General features: G+C 72.2%; 18 protein-coding genes. 6 read left to right on the forward strand and 12 right to left on the reverse strand.

The features are described from left to right. The first annotated feature begins 14 nt into the window (after positions 1 to 14). The 6 genes from I847_RS0110540 to I847_RS0110565 all read left to right on the forward strand — a co-directional run bounded on the left by I847_RS0110540 (position 15) and on the right by I847_RS0110565 (position 6006). Complete coding sequence (locus I847_RS0110540) at positions 15 to 572, forward strand: alpha/beta family hydrolase (protein ID WP_034609952.1); 558 nt, start codon at positions 15 to 17, stop codon at positions 570 to 572. Positions 573 to 613: 41 nt separating this feature from the next. Further along, a complete protein-coding gene (locus tag I847_RS0110545) occupies positions 614 to 1282 on the forward strand; it encodes a vancomycin high temperature exclusion protein (RefSeq protein WP_028049660.1) in 669 nt (222 codons plus the stop codon). A 7-nt stretch (positions 1283 to 1289) separates the two neighbouring features. Next, positions 1290 to 1454: a hypothetical protein gene (locus I847_RS26725; RefSeq protein WP_231384171.1), complete on the forward strand. Its 165-nt coding sequence runs from the start codon at positions 1290 to 1292 to the stop codon at positions 1452 to 1454. A gap of 41 nt (positions 1455 to 1495) precedes the next feature. Further along, complete coding sequence (locus tag I847_RS0110555; RefSeq protein WP_028049661.1) at positions 1496 to 2614, forward strand: class I SAM-dependent methyltransferase; 1119 nt, start codon at positions 1496 to 1498, stop codon at positions 2612 to 2614. Between the two features lie 63 nt (positions 2615 to 2677). Next, a complete protein-coding gene (locus I847_RS0110560) occupies positions 2678 to 3727 on the forward strand; it encodes an aminotransferase class V-fold PLP-dependent enzyme (RefSeq protein ID WP_028049662.1) in 1050 nt (349 codons plus the stop codon). Between the two features lie 170 nt (positions 3728 to 3897). Then, the gene (locus tag I847_RS0110565; protein WP_028049663.1) at positions 3898 to 6006 is read left to right on the forward strand and encodes an MMPL family transporter; all 2109 of its coding nucleotides are present in this window, start codon (positions 3898 to 3900) and stop codon (positions 6004 to 6006) included. A 55-nt stretch (positions 6007 to 6061) separates the two neighbouring features. On the opposite strand, the gene I847_RS0110570 is transcribed toward I847_RS0110565, so the two are convergent. From I847_RS0110570 to I847_RS0110625, 12 genes are all read right to left on the reverse strand, one after another. Next, on the reverse strand, positions 6062 to 6604 hold the full coding sequence (locus I847_RS0110570; RefSeq protein WP_028049664.1) for an O-acetyl-ADP-ribose deacetylase: 543 nt from the start codon (positions 6602 to 6604) through the stop codon (positions 6062 to 6064). Between the two features lie 775 nt (positions 6605 to 7379). Beyond that, on the reverse strand, positions 7380 to 8162 hold the full coding sequence (locus tag I847_RS0110575) for an amino acid ABC transporter ATP-binding protein (protein WP_028049665.1): 783 nt from the start codon (positions 8160 to 8162) through the stop codon (positions 7380 to 7382). Further along, complete coding sequence (locus I847_RS23205; protein ID WP_034609954.1) at positions 8159 to 9130, reverse strand: amino acid ABC transporter permease; 972 nt, start codon at positions 9128 to 9130, stop codon at positions 8159 to 8161. Before I847_RS23205 ends, I847_RS0110575 begins: the two co-directional genes overlap by 4 nt. A gap of 4 nt (positions 9131 to 9134) precedes the next feature. Further along, positions 9135 to 10064, reverse strand: a complete 930-nt coding sequence (locus I847_RS0110585; protein ID WP_028049666.1) for an ABC transporter substrate-binding protein — start codon at positions 10062 to 10064, stop codon at positions 9135 to 9137. A gap of 104 nt (positions 10065 to 10168) precedes the next feature. Then, positions 10169 to 10654 carry a D-aminoacyl-tRNA deacylase gene (gene dtd, locus I847_RS23210; protein ID WP_051274796.1) on the reverse strand — a complete coding sequence of 162 codons (486 nt, stop codon included), beginning with the start codon at positions 10652 to 10654 and terminating at the stop codon, positions 10169 to 10171. Next, positions 10651 to 11604, reverse strand: coding sequence for an asparaginase (locus I847_RS0110595; RefSeq protein ID WP_028049667.1), 954 nt, complete (start codon positions 11602 to 11604; stop codon positions 10651 to 10653). Before I847_RS0110595 ends, dtd begins: the two co-directional genes overlap by 4 nt. A 2-nt stretch (positions 11605 to 11606) precedes the next feature. Beyond that, positions 11607 to 11951 carry a DUF2516 family protein gene (locus I847_RS0110600; RefSeq protein WP_028049668.1) on the reverse strand — a complete coding sequence of 115 codons (345 nt, stop codon included), beginning with the start codon at positions 11949 to 11951 and terminating at the stop codon, positions 11607 to 11609. 13 nt (positions 11952 to 11964) lie between these two features. Further along, a complete protein-coding gene (locus I847_RS0110605; protein ID WP_028049669.1) occupies positions 11965 to 12378 on the reverse strand; it encodes a type II toxin-antitoxin system VapC family toxin in 414 nt (137 codons plus the stop codon). Positions 12379 to 12388: 10 nt separating this feature from the next. Then, entirely contained in the window at positions 12389 to 12646 is a 258-nt protein-coding gene (locus tag I847_RS0110610; protein ID WP_028049670.1) for a type II toxin-antitoxin system Phd/YefM family antitoxin, read from the reverse strand. Between the two features lie 47 nt (positions 12647 to 12693). Then, positions 12694 to 13797 (reverse strand): aromatic acid exporter family protein, encoded by a 1104-nt coding sequence (locus I847_RS0110615; RefSeq protein WP_028049671.1) that lies wholly within the window; start codon positions 13795 to 13797, stop codon positions 12694 to 12696. Further along, positions 13794 to 14978, reverse strand: coding sequence for a folate-binding protein YgfZ (locus tag I847_RS23215; protein WP_051274798.1), 1185 nt, complete (start codon positions 14976 to 14978; stop codon positions 13794 to 13796). Before I847_RS23215 ends, I847_RS0110615 begins: the two co-directional genes overlap by 4 nt. Continuing rightward, complete coding sequence (locus tag I847_RS0110625) at positions 14975 to 15565, reverse strand: FABP family protein (RefSeq protein ID WP_028049672.1); 591 nt, start codon at positions 15563 to 15565, stop codon at positions 14975 to 14977. The genes I847_RS23215 and I847_RS0110625 overlap by 4 nt, the downstream gene beginning before the upstream one ends. Between the last annotated feature and the right edge of the window lie 8 nt (positions 15566 to 15573).

The raw sequence follows: 15573 nt of genomic DNA on the forward strand, positions 1-15573 counted from the left end.
CCAGAATGGTCGCCATGACCGTCGCGGGCCTGCTGCTCACCCCCGGTGCGAGCGCAGGGCGCGACAGCCCGCCGCTGGTCGCCGTCGAGAAGGCCGTCGACCCGCTGCCCGTGCTGCGGGTGGACTTCCCCAACCGCGCCGCCGGCAGCCGCGCACCCGAGCGTGCGCCGGTGGCGATCGCCCACGTGCGGTCGACGGCGTCCTCGATGGCCGAGGCTCTGGGGGTGCCGCCGGAGACCCTCGTCCTCGGCGGCCGGTCGTTCGGTGGCCGGATGTGCTCGATGGCGGTCGCGGAGGGCCAGCCGGCTGCCGGTCTCGTCCTGCTGTCCTATCCCCTGCACCCGCCCGGCCGACCCGACCGCCTCCGGATCGAGCACCTGCCCGCGATCACCGTCCCGGTCCTCGCCATCTCCGGCGAGCGCGACCCGTTCGGCACGCCCGACGAGCTCCGGACGCACCTCGCGGCGATCGCCGGACCGGTCGCGACCGTGTTCGTCGCCGGGACCCACACGCCGTCGAACAACGGCGCGGTCGCGCAGGCGGTCCGCGACTGGCTCGCCACGATCGGCTGAATCGCCCACGCCGTAGGGTCGCGACGCCCTACGCTCCCCCGGTGACGACGCGCTGGTGGACCCGACGCCGCACCCTCTGGGTCGCCCTCGGTGCGCTCGGCGTGGTCGTCGTCGCGCCGCTGCTCTGGGTGCAGGGCCTGGGGCAGTCCAAGGTCCGGTCCGCGGACGCGATCCCACCGACCGCCGTCGCGCTGGTCCTGGGCGCGGGCCTGAAGCCGGACGGCACGCCGTCGGTGTACCTCGCGCGCCGGCTCGAGGCAGCCCGCTCGCTGTACGAGCAGGGCGCGGTGGAGGTCATCCTGGTCAGCGGCGACAACGGCACGGCGAGCCACGACGAGCCGACTGCGATGCAGGACTGGCTGCTCGCGCACGGAGTCCCCGGCGACAAGGTGGTCCGCGACCACGCCGGCTTCGACACCCACGACTCCTGCGTCCGCGCGCACGACGTGTTCGGGGTGCGCGACGCGGTCGTCGTGACCCAGGACTACCACCTGCGGCGCGCGCTGTTCTCCTGCAGCCTGGCCGGGATCGACGTGGTGGGCGTGGGGGTGTCGTCGACGAGCGTCCACCCGAAGCAGGCCGTGCTCTGGCGGCTGCGCGAGGGGCCCGCATCGTTGCGCGCGGCCTGGGACGCGGTCACCCGACGGCCGGCCATCTACCCCGGGCCGGTCGAGACATCGGTGCAGGACGCACTCACCGAGGCGCCCTGACGTGTCGATGGATGCGGCACGACGGGCGCACGGGCCCGTCGACCTCCTGGCGCCCGCTGCGCAGATCGCCGGCGTGCGCGTCGCCCTGCCGGCCGACCTCGACGACCTGGCCCACGGGCGGTCGTCCGCGGGTGTCGGGGCGGCGGTCCGTCGGCGTGCCGGCGTCGTATAGCGTCAGGCGGTCCGAGGGAGTCAACGTGCGAGGAGTCGACGGTGTCAGAGTTCGGCCTCGACGCGCTGCGACGCTGGCCTGACGTCGAAGGGCCGGAGCTGTACGCCGTCGACGCGACAGACCGCCTCATCCTCGACACGGCGGCAGCAGCCATCGCGTCGGCAGCGCCCGGTGAGGTCGTCACCGTCGGGGACCGGTACGGCGCTCTGACGCTCGGCGCCGTCGGCCTGCACGGTGCCCAGCACGTGCGCAGCCACCAGGACCTGCGCTCCGCGGAGCTCGCGCTCGCCGCGAACGCGCAGCGCTTCGAGCTCGCGACGACCTCTGGCCCGCTCGATGCGACGACCCTGCGTGGTGCCCGCGTCGTCCTCCTGCAGCTGCCGCGGTCGCTCGATGCCCTCGACGAGATCGCCGGCCTGGTGGCAGCACATGCCGCCCCTGAGGTGCGGCTGTTCGCCGGCGGTCGGATCAAGCACATGACCCTCGCGATGAACGACGTGCTGGCGCGCTGGTTCACCGTGGTCGAGCCCCAGCTCGCCCGGCAGAAGTCACGCGTCCTCGTCGCGACGCAGCCCGTCGACCGGCCCCTGTCGGCCTGGCCCGTGTCCCTTCACGACGACGAGCTGGACCTGACGGTGTGCGCGCACGGTGCCGCGTTCGCCGGCGCCCGCGTCGACGTGGGCACCCGGAGGCTGCTCGGCGTGCTCGACCGTGCTCTCCCCGGCGCAGCGACCGCCGTCGACCTCGGCTGCGGCACCGGGATCCTGGCGACCGCCCTCGCGAGCCGGCGGCCCGCGCTCCACGTCGTCGCGACCGACGACTCTGCGGCGGCCGTCGGGTCGGCGGCGGCGACCGCCCGGGCGAACGGCGTCTCCCAACGGGTCCGTGTCCACCAGGACGACGCTGCGGCCTCCGTGCCCGACGCGAGCGTGGACCTCGTCCTCCTCAACCCGCCGTTCCACGTGGGCGCGGGCGTGCACACCGGCGTCGCCCACAAGCTGTTCGAGGCGGCGGCGCGCATCCTGCGGCCCGGGGGCGAGCTGTGGACGGTCTGGAACTCGCACCTGCAGTACCGGCCCGCGCTGGAACGGGCCGTCGGGCCCACCCGCCAGGTGACACGCGACGCCAAGTTCACCGTGACCGCGTCCACCCGCTCCTAGGGACGGCCACGAGCTCCGAAGTGGCTGTTGTGCGGCGCGCGGTCAGCACGGAGCATCGTCGGCATGGACAGCTCCCTCCAACGCCTGCGCGCCGAGTTCACGTCCGTGCCTGGCTACCTCGACGCGGCCACGGTCGGGATCCCGTCCCGCGCGACGGTCGACGCGATGCGCGACGCCCTCGACGCCTGGCAGGCGGGCAGGGCCGACCTGGCGTTCTACGACCAGACGGTCGCGACGAGCCGTGCCGCGTACGCGCGGCTCGTCGGCGTCGATCCGGGTGCCGTCGCGATCGGCGCGCAGGTCAGCGGCCTGGTGGGGACCGTCGCAGCGAGCCTTCCCGACGGCGCGCAGGTGCTGGCAGTCGAGGGCGACTTCACGTCCGTGACGTACCCGTTCGAGGCGCAGGCAGCCCGCGGCATCGCGGTGCGGTACGTCCCGCTCGACCGGCTCGCCGACGAGGTCCGGGACACCACCGACGTCGTCGCGTACTCGCTCGTGCAGTCCCGCGACGGCCGCCTCGCCCCGCCGACGGTCCCGGAGGCTGCCGCCGCCCACGGCGCGCGAACCGTCTGCGACGTCACGCAGGCCGTCGGATGGCTCCCGGTCGACGCCTCGACGTTCGACGTCACCGTGTGCGGGGGCTACAAGTACCTCGCCGCCCCGCGCGGCACCGCCTTCCTCACCGTGCGACCGGACGACTGGAGCGCGGCGCTGCGCCCGGCGAGCGCCGGCTGGTACGCCGGGGCGGACATCTGGTCGAGCATCTACGGGCCGGCGATGCGGCTCGCCGACGACGCCCGCCGCTTCGACATCTCGCCGGCGTGGCTGGCGTGGGTCGGCGCGGCGCCCGTGCTCGAGGCGTTCGCGGCGGCCGACCGCGACGAGGTGCACGCCTACGACGTCGGGCTGGCCAACGCGTTCCGCACGGGGATCGGCCTGGTGCCGTCGAGCAGCGCGATCGTCTCCCTTCCCGACGACGCGGTCGGGAGCGTGCGCAACCGCCTCGCCGAGCACGGCTGCCGCACCGCCGGCCGAGGCGGGCGCGTGCGTCTGGCCTTCCACGTCTGGAACGACGAGACCGACGTGACCCTGGCCGTGAAGGCCGTTTCCTGAGAGGAACCTGAGGGTCACCCCCGGGGTTGATTCGGGGGTATCCCCTATATCCCTGGTCGGGGAACGGGCGGAATTCTAGGATTCGAACAGCACGGCCGAGGGACCAGGTATCACCTGGCGCGCCGGTCGCACCTCCTAGTCGTCGCCGACTCCCCCCCAAAGGATTTCCCATGGCTCACGTCGCCGGGTGGATCACCCACCGATACGTCAAGTTCCTGATCATCGCCTTCTGGCTCGCCGTCCTCGCCGTGCTCGGCCCGCTCGCGGGCAAGCTGAGCGACGCGCAGAGCAACGACGCCAAGTCCTGGCTCCCGCAGAGCGCCGAGTCGACCAAGGTGCTCGACGAGGCCGGCACGTTCGTCTCCTCCAACACGATCCCCGCAGTCATCGTGTACCAGCGCGACGGAGGACTCACGAAGGCCGACATGACCGCGGCAACGGCCGACGCGGCGGAGTTCGGCACGCTCGACACGCTGGACGGCAAGGTCGTCGGACCCATCCCGTCCGAAGACGGCGAGGCCGCACAGATCGTCGTCCCGCTCGACCTCGGCAAGGACGGCTGGAACCTCGCAGCCGACGCCGTCGTCGGGCTGCGCACCACCGCCGAGGACGGCGCGAACGGGATGAAGGTCTACATCACCGGGCCGGCCGGCCAGGCTGCCGACTCCTCCAAGGCGTTCGAAGGGCTGGACAGCACGCTGCTGTTCTCGGCCGTCGGCGTCGTCGTCCTCATCCTGCTGCTCACCTACCGCAGCCCGATCCTGTGGCTCCTGCCCGTCATCTCCGCGGGCGTCGCGCTCACCGTCTCGCAGGCCGTCATCTACCTGCTCGCCGACCACGCCGGCCTGACCGTGAACGCGCAGAGCGCCGGCATCCTCACCGTCCTGGTGTTCGGCGCCGGGACCGACTACGCGCTGCTCCTGACGGCGAGATATCGAGAAGAGCTCCGCAAGCACGGCGACCGGCACGAGGCGATGGCCCTGGCGCTGCACCGCGCCAGCCCGGCGATCATCGCGAGCGGCGCCACCGTCGCGATCTCCATGCTGGTCCTGCTGCTCGCCTCGATCGCGTCCACCGCGGGCCTCGGCCCGGTCGCGGCCATCGGCATCGTCGTCGCCGTGCTCGTCATGCTCACGCTCCTGCCTGCGCTGCTCGTCACCTGCGGCCGGTGGGTCTTCTGGCCGCGCACGCCCAAGCTCGGCGATGCCGAGCCGTCGGAGCACGGCTTCTGGGCCCGGGTCGGCAGCCGGATCGAGCGCCGCCCGCGTCGCACCTGGGTCGGCACGGTGGCCATCCTGCTCATCGCCGGCTTCGGGATCGTCGCGCTGAACGCGACGGGGCTGAGCAACGAGGGCTCCTTCACCACCGAGCAGCCGTCGATCGCGGGCGAGAAGATCCTCGCGGCCCACTTCCCCGGCGGCTCGGGCTCGCCGGTCGCGGTCATCGCGAAGACCGACGAGGCGACGGCGGTGGTCGCGGCGTTCGGGCAGGTCGACGGCATCGACCAGGGCAGCGTCAAGGCGCTCGGCGACAAGGACGGGATCACCTACATCGAGGGGACCCTGACGTCCGCTCCCGACAGCCAGGCGGCCTACGACACTGTCGACCGGGTCCGTGACGCGGTCCACGCCGTCCCGGACGCGGACGCGATCGTCGGGGGCACCAGTGCCATCACGCTCGACGTCAACCGGGCTGCCGTCGCCGACAACAAGCTGGTCATCCCGCTCATCCTGCTGGTGGTCTTCGTGGTCCTGATGGTCCTCCTGCGGGCCGTCACCGGGCCGCTGGTGCTCATCGGAACCGTGGTGCTGTCGTTCGCGGCTGCCATCGGGATCAGCGCCCTGTTCTTCAAGTACGTGTTCGGGTACGAGGGCGCCGACACAGCCTTCCCGCTGTTCGTCTTCGTCTTCCTCGTGGCTCTCGGCATCGACTACAACATCTTCCTCATGACGAGAGTCCGGGAGGAGACGATCCGGATCGGGCACCACCGCGGCTCGCTCGTCGCGCTGGCGGCCACCGGTGGCGTCATCACGTCGGCGGGCCTGGTTCTCGCGGGGACGTTCGCGGTCCTCGGCACCCTGCCTCTGGTCGGCTTCGCCGAGATCGGGTTCGCCGTGGCCCTCGGCGTCCTGCTCGACACCCTGGTCGTCCGGTCCGTGCTGGTCACGGCGCTGAACCTCGACATCGGCAAGATGATGTGGTGGCCCAGCGCCTTGGCTCGCAGGCCCGACCCGACCCCCGCAGTCAGCAGCGAAGAGGCGCCGGTCTCCGTCGCCTGAGCTGGTCCGGCGCGGTCCGCATCTGGAGGGGATGCGGACCGCGCCGGTTCCAGGTCTACAGCAGGGTGCCCAGCACGCGCTCGAAGGCCTGGTGAGCGCGGTCGGAGAAGAGCACGAACCGGACGAGCTCGACGGTCCCCGTCGCGACCACGCCCTCCCCCGGGCTCTCCGACGACCTGACGGCGTCGACCGCGATGCGCGCGACCTCGTCGACGTCCCAGCCGTACACGCCCGCGCTCACGGCGGGGAAGGCGATGCTCGTCGCACCGACCTGCGCCGCGACGTCCATGGACCGCGTGAAGCACGACCTGAGGAGCGCCGGATCCGTCTGACCGGCGTGCCGGTTGGGCCCGACCGTGTGGATCACCCATCGGGCCGCCAGGCGGAAGCCGGGGGTCGCGACGGCGTCACCGACGGGCAGACCGTCGGGCAGGGTCGTGCGGCGCAGCTCCCGGCACGCGGCCAGCAGCTCCGGTCCGGCCGCGGCGTGGATCGCCCCGTCGACTCCTCCGCCGCCCAGCAGGCGTGAGTTCGCGGCGTTGACGATCGCGTCGAGGTCCTGGGTCGTGATGTCGCCGAGGATGGCTTCGATCTGCATCAGTCCATTCAAAGGCGAAGGCCCCTCGGACGCTTACTCCGAGGGGCCTTCACCTGGTGCCCAGGGTACCGGCGCGCACCCGGCGGACGGGTGAACGCCACGCGGCTCATCCACACATTCTGTCCACAGGCCTGTGTTTCCGGCGCGTTTCCGCAGGTGGGCCTGTGGATGACCCTGTGGGGTCAACGGTGGATAAAGAAACCCTCCAGAAGCCCTTGCGGGGGTGTGAACAGCAGGACTAGAAATCACACATCGAGATCGACAGATCGAGATCCGCAGGCGAAGGGCCCCCTCCGGGGAGCAGAAGCCGGCCGGTGACGGAACCCCTCCGGGGGCCCACGCAACCGCCGACAGACGCACACCGGACGGACCGGAACCTCAGGCGAAGGAGCCCTCTCGGGGGCACCGGAGCCCGGCGGCGACGGAACCCCCTCGGGGGCGACGGAACCGGCGGGGACAGGCAGTCGAGATCGGGCCGGCCGGAGAACGGGCGACCACATCGGAGGGGCAACCCGACGACTCGCGGATGACGACGCGAGGGTCGCTACGGACCGAGCGGTAGATCGTAGTCGTCCCGCCCACGGCGGGTCGCCAGCTGGGGATCCCCCTCCGGGGAGCGCGAGCAGGTGACGCACCGGGTGCCGGGACGTAGCCGCACCGTCAGCGCGGCGCTGGTCACCGGTTCGCCGGAGGCCACCGGCCTACGATCACGGAAGGGCCCCTCGGACGCTTACTCCGAGGGGCCCTTCTCCGTGTCGACGGCTGGGGCTGACCGCTACAGCACCTTCGCCAGGAAGTCGCGGGTGCGCTGCTCGGCCGGCGCGCCGAGGACCTGCTCGACCGAACCGTGCTCGACGACGACGCCGTCGGCCATGAACACGACCTGGTCGGCCACCTCGCGGGCGAACCCGATCTCGTGGGTGACCACGATCATCGTCATGCCGGAGCTCGCCAGGTCCCGCATGACGCCCAGCACCTCACCGACCAGCTCGGGGTCCAGGGCGGACGTCGGCTCGTCGAAGAGCATGAGCTCGGGGTCCATGGCCAGGGCGCGCGCGATGGCGACGCGCTGCTGCTGACCGCCCGACAGCTGCGACGGGTAGTGCTCCATCCGGTCGTCCAGACCCACGCGCGTGAGCACGTCGGCGGCGCGCTCACGGGCCTCGGTCTTGCTGCGCCCCAGCACCTGGACCTGGGCCTCCATGACGTTGCCGAGCGCGGTCATGTGCGGGAACAGGTTGAACCGCTGGAACACCATGCCGACGCGTGAGCGCTGTCGGGCGATGACCCTGGGGTGCAGGCGGTACAGCGTCGGCTTGCCGCCGCGCGTGCCCTCGCGGTACCCCATCAGCTCGCCCTCGATGCGGATGCTGCCCGCGCCGATCTCCTCGAGCTGGTTGATGCACCGGAGCGCGGTCGACTTGCCCGACCCGGAGGGCCCCAGCACGACGGTCACGGTCCCGGCGGGCACGACGAGGTCCACCCCGCGCAGCACGTGCGACTCTCCGTACCACTTGTGCACGCCCGCCATCTCGACCATCGGGACGTCGGTGGTCACAGGTGTCCCTCCGTAGGACCGAGGTCGTGCGTGGTGTGGGCGGCGTTGATCGCCACCTGCTTGGGCACCCGCGGCTTGCGACCCCGCTTCGTCGGCACCTGTGTGTCGAAGCCCTTGCCGTAGTAGCGCTCGAGGTAGCTCTGGCCGATCATCAGCACGCTCGTGATCGCCAGGTACCAGAGCGACGCGGCAACGAGCAGCGGCACCGGCAGGAAGATCCGACTGCCGATGTTCTGCTGCGCCGAGTTCAGCTCCAGCGTGAACGGCACGGCGACCACGAGCGAGGTCGTCTTGAGCATGGAGATCGTCTCGTTGCCGGTGGGCGGCACGATCACGCGCATGGCCTGTGGGAGCACGATCCTCCACAGGATGCGGCCGTCGGACATGCCGAGCGCGCGGGCCGCCTCCGACTGCCCCGAGTCGACGCTCTGCAGCCCGGCGCGCACGATCTCCGCGAGGTAGGCGGCTTCGTTGAGCGCCAGACCGAGGATCGCGAGCCGCGACGCGGTGAACGCGGTCGCGGTGGTGAAGTGGAAGAACTCGGGCCCGAACGGCACCCCCACGGAGAGCGACCGGTAGAGCACCGAGATCAGACCCCAGAAGATGAGCTGCACGTAGATCGGGGTGCCACGGAAGAACCAGATGTAGACCCAGGACACGTACCGCATCACCGGGTTGCTCGAACGCCGCATGACCGCCAGCAGCACCGCCAGCACGATCGCTATCGCCATCGAGGCGACCGTGAGCCAGATGGTCCAGCGGACGCCACGCAGCATCGGCTCGCTGAAGATGTACTTGCCGACCGTCGGCCAGTGGAAGGCGTCGTTGGTGATCAGAGCGTTGGCGACCATCGCCGCCAGCACGAGGACCACCACAGCGGACACCCAGCGCCCGGGATACCGGACGGGTACCGCGTGGATCCGTTCCGGCACCCGGCTCTGGGTGTCCGCTGTGGTGGGCGTGCTCATGGCGTCAGCTGACCGAGGGGTTCACGTTGGCCGTGGTGACGGCGCCGACCTCGTTGCCCCACGCGGTGAGGATCTTGAGGTAGTCGCCGCTGTCGATCAGCTTCTGCACGGCCTTCTGGATCGCGTCGGTCAGCGCCTGGTCGTCCTTGGAGACGACGACGCCCTGGGGGGCGCTGGCGAACACGTCGCCGAGCTGCTCGAGCTGGCCGCCGGTCTGCGAGATCGCGTAGGCGATGATCGGCGAGTCCGCGTACATGAGGTCCGCCTTGCCGCCGACGAGCGCCGTGGTCACGTCCGTCTGCTTGGGGTACTTCAGCGCCGTGATCTCCTTCTTGCCGTCCGTCTTGCACTGGGCGGAGATCGTGTCGAGCTCCTCGTCCTCGACCGTGCCGGTCTGGACGCCGACCGTCAGGCCGCAGAGGTCGTCGGCCGAGACCTTCTTCGGGTTGCCCTTGGCCACCGCGTAGGCCTCACCGGCATTGAAGTACTCGACCATGTTCGCGGCCTTCTCGCGGTCGCTGTTGATCGTGAACGACGAGATGCCGACGTCGTACTTGGAGCCGATCGCCGGGATGATGCCGGAGAAGTCGGCCGTCTGCACGTCGGCCGTCAGACCGAGCACCGAGGCGATGGCCTTGGCGAGGTCGACGTCGTAGCCGATCGGCGTGGTGCCGTCCTCGTCGATGTACTCGGCCGGGGCGTACGTGGTGTCCGACCCGACGACGAGCTTGCCGCTGCTCGCGATCTTCTCGGGCAGCAGGGCCGCGATGGTGTCGTCCTTCGCGATGCTGGTCGGGTCGAACGTGGCTGCGCCACCCCCGGCGGGGGCCGTGGTGGAGCTGTCGGAACCGCTGTCGCCGTCGCCACAGGCGGTCAGGAGCAGGGCGGACGCGGCAATCGTTGCGGCCGCGAGGACGATACGGGGACTACGCACTGGGGAACCTCCTGCGCCGCCGGGGCGGACATCGTCTGATTCGGGCCTTGCACGGGAACGCGCACCTTCCGGTGCCGCGCCCGCGCGACAGTAATGCGGGAATGTTACGGCGCAGTATCCCGTCCGGGGGAGTCACCCCCCTGCAGCGCGCCGTCCGCGGTCGGCTGGGACTCCAGCAGGATCGTCGTCGGGCCGTCGTTGACCAGCTCGACAGCCATGTCCGCGCCGAACACGCCGGTGGCCACCTCGAGCCCCCGGCCGCGCAGCGCATCGACCACCGCGTCGACCAACGGCGCCGCGACCGACCCCGGTGCCGCCGCGTTCCAGGTGGGACGGCGGCCCTTGCGGGTGTCGGCGTAGAGCGTGAACTGGCTGACCACCAGCACCGGCGCAGCGACGTCGACGGCACACTGCTCGTCGCGCAGGATCCGCAGCTCGGCGATCTTGCGGGCGATGAGCTCCACCTGCGCCGGCCCGTCGCCGGGCGTCACGCCGACCAGTGCGACCAGCCCGGGACGGTCGATCGCGCCCACGACGATCCCGTCGACGGTCACGGACGCGCGCGTCACCCGCTGGACGACAGCTCTCACGACAGTGCCGCCACGACCTCGCCGACCGGCGATCCGTGCCCGAGGACGGGCGTCAGCCCGACGGCCTCGACGAGCGAGGGGTCGACCCCCGCGACGGCCAGGGCGGCGGCGAGGACGGCTGAGCGGGGGCGGGCGGACCCGTCGAGAACCTTGAACGCCACCGCGGACCCGTCCGGCAGACCGGCTGCGTAGACGCCGTCGGCACCGTCCTTGGCGACCAGCCCAGGTACGGCCTCCATGAACCGGGTGGCATCTCGCCCGGTCCCCGCGACGTGCCACGGGTGGCCGGTCATCGCGCGGGCGACGCGGGCTCGCGGCCCCTCGTCGGCGGAGGAGATCCGCCCGAAGGATCGCGCGAGGCCGACGAGCGTGGTGGAGAACAGCGGCGCGCCGCACCCGTCGACGGTCTCGTGCTGCACAGCGACCCCCGTCAGGTCCTCGACGGTCGCACGGATCGCGAGCTGCAGAGGGTGCGTCGGATCCAGGTACGACCGCGACCAGCCGTTCTCCGCGCACGTCGCCAGCATCCCGGCGTGCTTTCCGGAGCAGTTCTGGGTGATCGGCTCGCTGCCGTGCCCGTCGGACCGCCACTGGAAGGCCGCGTCGGGGTCGAGCGGCCAGCCGGGGGTGTTGCGCAGGTCGTCGGAACCCATGCCCGCAAGGGACAGCAGCGTGCGGACGACGGCCAGGTGGCCGCCCTCACCGCTGTGGCTTGCGCACACCAGGGCCAGGAGGGCTCGGTCGACATCGAGGCCCGAACCGAGCATCGCGACGGCCTGCACGGGCTTGAGCGCCGACCGTGCCCAGATGGTGACGGACGGGTCCCCGAGCGCCAGCCGGACCGAGCCGTCGGGCGCGAGCACGACCAGGTGGCCGAGGTGCACCGACTCGACGAGATCGCCCCTCAGCACCCGCGCGAGCGGGACGGCCGCGGTGGCGACGTCGGCCATGGTCACCAGCCGCTGGAGGACGGCCGGTTCGGGCCGCCGCCGCGGCGACGCGAGTAGGGGGCGATCGCGGGCTTCACGTCGACGAGGTAGACGATCGCAGCGACGGCCGCCAGGAGCGCCAGGAAGCGCGGGAACGGCAGCGGGAGGCCCAGCGGCGGTGGGATCGACAAGAAAGAGACCAGGACGGCGATACCGAGAATTCCGCCCCACTTGCCCTTCGTCAGCTTGCCGCCCTGGGTGAAGGCCGTCGGCGGGCGCCGCATCAGGTCGATTGCCGCCCAGGCTGACATCACGAAGATCGCCACGTAGAAGGCGAGGAAGAGAAGACCCTGCAGGGTTCCGATCACGAGGTGAGCCTAGTCACGGGACCACCCGAAGGCCCTCAGCCCGGGCCGCGGCCGCGAGGTGCTCGTCCCAGACGGCGACGACCAGGTCGGGCGAGCGCAGCTGGAGCGCCGAGGCGAGGTGCAGCGCGTCGGCCGCGCGGAGCGGGTGCCGGTCGACGAGGGTCGCGGCGGCGGCGGTGACGTCCTCCCCGAGCTCGAGGACGTGCAGCCCGGGCCAGAGCCGGTCCCACTCGGCGGTCGCGTGACCGTGGTCCTCGAGCCGCCCCGCCCGTCGGCCGCCTGCGAGGGCCGCGCGCACCTCCGCGTCGGACAGCCGCGAGGTCACGACGAGGTCGGCGCCGTCCCACAGCGCGGCAGCGAGCGCGGACCCGGGCTCGTCGACGACGAGCTTCACGAGCGCGCTCGTGTCGAGGTAGACGATGGCCATCGAGAGCCCGTCAGCGCCGCAGCCGGCGGACGAGGTCGGAGACCGAGCCCTTCGACTTCTCACCTGCGTGGGCGTGGGGCCGGGACGGCGCGGCCGCCGGCGTGAGCAGGCCCTCGCGCTCGAGGCGCGTCAGGAGGTCCGCCGACTCGATGCCGCTGAGCCGGGCGACGGGGATCCCGCGTTCGGTGATGACCACGTGCTCGCCTGTGCGCGCGGCCTCGATCCATTGCTTGAGCTCTGCGCGCAGGGCGCTGACCGGGACATCCACACGGCGACCGTACCGAAACACCGAGGCCGGCGGGGGTGGGCGGCGGATCAGATCTCCGGCAGTGCGTCCCGGGCGTCCTGCGGCTCCGCGCCGGCCGCCTCCAGCAGATCGACGACGAGGGACCGCTGGAGCAGGACCAGGCTCTGCACCTGCCAGTCGTCGATCGTGAACGGGTCGAGCGCGTGCGCGACCGCGAACAGGTCGGTGCGGGCGCGGCCGGCGTCGCGTCCGCTGCCCAGTGCCGCGGACAGCTCCGAGGTGGCGCGCGCGGTGGCGTCCACCTGCGTGGCGATCGCCGAGAGGTCGTGGGTGCCCGCCTCGACGGCAGGGAGCGAGCGCCGGACCAGCACGCGTGCGTTGCGCATGGCCCGGTCGACGAGCACCGCACGAGCCTCGAGCCCGGCGAGCTCGTCGCGGAACCGCCGGATCGTCGGGGAGATGCGGGCCAGCTCGCCCGCGTTCTTGGCGGTCTCGGACCACTCGTCGATGGCCGGCTGCGAGGCTCGCGCGCGGACCAGGGCGTCCTCGACGTCGTCGGACGAGCCGGCTCGCAGTCCCCGCGCCGCCACGCGGAGCACCCCGGCGAGCTCCTCGCACGCGCTGCGCGCCAGCGCCCTCGAGTGTCTGCGCGGGTCGCGTGGCGTCAGCACCGCGACGACGAGCGCGACCGCACCGCCGATCGCCGCGTCGATCCACCGCCCCAGCGGTCCGCCGCTGGCGGTGAGCGCCGGAAGGCCCACGATCACGAGCGCCTGGACGCCGGCCTGCGTGGTGAGCAGTGCACCGCGGTCGATGAACCGCGCGATCGTCGCGGCGACGAACAGGACGACGGCGACCTGCCACACACCGTTGCCGATCAGGTGCACGAGCACGTCGCCCAGGGCCACACCGATCGCGACGCCCACGGCCAGCTCGGCGACCTTGCGCACGGACCGGTCCGCGGTGAACCCGAGCGCGACCCACGCACAGACGGGTGCGAAGAACGGGTACGGGTGGTGCACGACATAACGAGCCAGCCCGAACGCGATCCCCGCGGCGATCGCGGCCTGCAGGATCGGGAACCACGCGGCGTGCACGCGGGACGCGCCCTGCCGGACTCGGGCCTCGAGGAGTACCCGGGTCCGGGTTCCGGCGTCCGCCGTCGCGCTCACAGCATCGGGTGCTGCCCCAGCCCGCGGGCCACCGGTCCACGGGGTGCAGGCCGGTCCGTCGAGACACCCTCGCCCGGCACGATCGCCTCCTGGTTGACCGCGACGGCACCGCCGTCGCTGTCCACGACCAGCTCGGCGTCGACGGGGGTGGACCGCTTCACCACCGCCAGCGCGACCGGCCCGAGCTCGTGGTGCCTCGCGACGGTCGTCACGGACCCGACGACCTTTCCGGGCTCCTGGCTCGTGTCGCTCCGGACGACGTCGTGCACCTGCGCGCCGACCTCGGGCAGTACGTGCCCGGAGCCGTCGAGGTGGAGCATCACGAGCCGCCGCGGTGGCCGCCCGAGGTTGTGCACGCGCGCGACCGTCTCCTGCCCGCGGTAGCAGCCCTTGTGCAGGTGGACGGCGGTGCGCAGCCAGTCCAGCTCGTGCGGGATCGTCCGGTGGTCGACCTCGTGGGACGCCCGCGGTCGCCACGCCTCGACACGCAGGGCCTCGCTGGCCCAGGTGCCGACGAGGGGCCAGCCGGCCGCCTCCCGCGCCTTGACCTCGTCGACCAGCCGGTCGCGGGGGACCAGGACGAGCCGCCAGTCGCGGTCCTGCCCGGGGTGCTCGTCGTCCGCAGGTCCGTAGCGCGTGCCGCCCTCGGCGGTCGTCGGCCACGGGTCCCGCCACGTCACCGGCTCCTCGGGCGCGCCCTCGGCGTCCACGGGTTCGCCGATCGCCGCCCAGCCGTCGGTCACGTCCGCGACCTCGACCCGCAGCATGAACTTCATGCGGTTCAGCCAGGCCGCCAGGGCGATGGGCGTCTCGGTGATCAGCCAGGTCGTCTCGCCGTCGTCGACCACGCCGGCCGCGTGCTCGATGTGCCCCTGCGGGCTGAGCACGAGCAGCTCGGTGGAGGTCCGCGGCTCCAGGGCTGCGAGCTCTTGCGACGTGATGGAGTTGAGCCAGGAGAGCCGGTCCGGGCCGGTCACGGTGACGACGCCCAGGTGCGACTGGTCGACCACCGCGCCGCCGCGGCTCAGGGCTCGCTGCTCCGCGGTCGGGTCCCCGTAGTGCCAGGCGACGCCGTCGTCGGGACCCGAGCCCCTGACCGCACCCCGGCGGTTCAGCAGCGGGCTGGCGTGCCGCGGGGGCTCGCCGTGGCGTGCTGTCTCGACGTCGACCGGTGCCGTCATGAGCCTTCCCCTGCTGCTTCCACGCGGGACAGGCGCCCCGACGCGTACGACTGCATCGGGTGCCCGAAGGCTGCGATGTCGTGCGCCCACATGAGCTCGCCGTTGACGAGCCCGTAGAGCCGCTTCTCCGCGCTGACGTCCGCGCCGCTCGGCGCCCGCGCGATCAGGTCGCTCACCAGGTCGATCCGGCCCTTGCCGACAGCTCCGACGAACAGCCCGACATGACCCGACGGGTCCGCGACGAGGAGCTCGACCGGGAACTGCTCGGCGGTCAGGCCGTGGTCGGTCGGGCGCTCCGGCGGGACGCGCCAGTAGCCGGACTCGGTCTGCCAGACGGGTCCCAGCGGTTGTTCGGCGTCGGGATCCACGAGCGGTGCGGGATCGGCCGGTGCCTCGACGAGCCGGATCGTCGACGAGTACGACAGGTACGGGCCGCCGTCGTGGTCGAAGACGATGTCCTGCGTGAAGGTCGCCTCGTCGATGCCCGGGTAGTCCACGACACCCTCGCCGCGCCACGTGCCGACCAACCAGGCCAGCGGGTACACCTCGGGGGCCATGCCCTCGGGGTCGGGCAGCACGAACGGCATCGTCAGAG

Source organism: Cellulomonas sp. URHD0024, from assembly GCF_000426185.1.
Taxonomy (GTDB): Bacteria; Actinomycetota; Actinomycetes; order Actinomycetales; family Cellulomonadaceae; genus Cellulomonas.

Coding starts and splice junctions, on each gene's coding strand:
- I847_RS0110540 (WP_034609952.1), top strand. CDS start 15: ATGACCGTCGCGGGCCTGCTGCTCACCCCCGGTGCGAGCGCAGGGCGC.
- I847_RS26725 (WP_231384171.1), top strand. CDS start 1,290: ATGGATGCGGCACGACGGGCGCACGGGCCCGTCGACCTCCTGGCGCCC.
- I847_RS0110560 (WP_028049662.1), top strand. CDS start 2,678: ATGGACAGCTCCCTCCAACGCCTGCGCGCCGAGTTCACGTCCGTGCCT.
- I847_RS0110565 (WP_028049663.1), top strand. CDS start 3,898: ATGGCTCACGTCGCCGGGTGGATCACCCACCGATACGTCAAGTTCCTG.
- I847_RS0110570 (WP_028049664.1), bottom strand. CDS start 6,604: ATGCAGATCGAAGCCATCCTCGGCGACATCACGACCCAGGACCTCGAC.
- I847_RS23205 (WP_034609954.1), bottom strand. CDS start 9,130: ATGAGCACGCCCACCACAGCGGACACCCAGAGCCGGGTGCCGGAACGG.
- I847_RS0110595 (WP_028049667.1), bottom strand. CDS start 11,604: ATGGCCGACGTCGCCACCGCGGCCGTCCCGCTCGCGCGGGTGCTGAGG.
- I847_RS0110605 (WP_028049669.1), bottom strand. CDS start 12,378: ATGGCCATCGTCTACCTCGACACGAGCGCGCTCGTGAAGCTCGTCGTC.
- I847_RS23215 (WP_051274798.1), bottom strand. CDS start 14,978: ATGACGGCACCGGTCGACGTCGAGACAGCACGCCACGGCGAGCCCCCG.
- I847_RS0110625 (WP_028049672.1), bottom strand. CDS start 15,565: ATGCCGTTCGTGCTGCCCGACCCCGAGGGCATGGCCCCCGAGGTGTAC.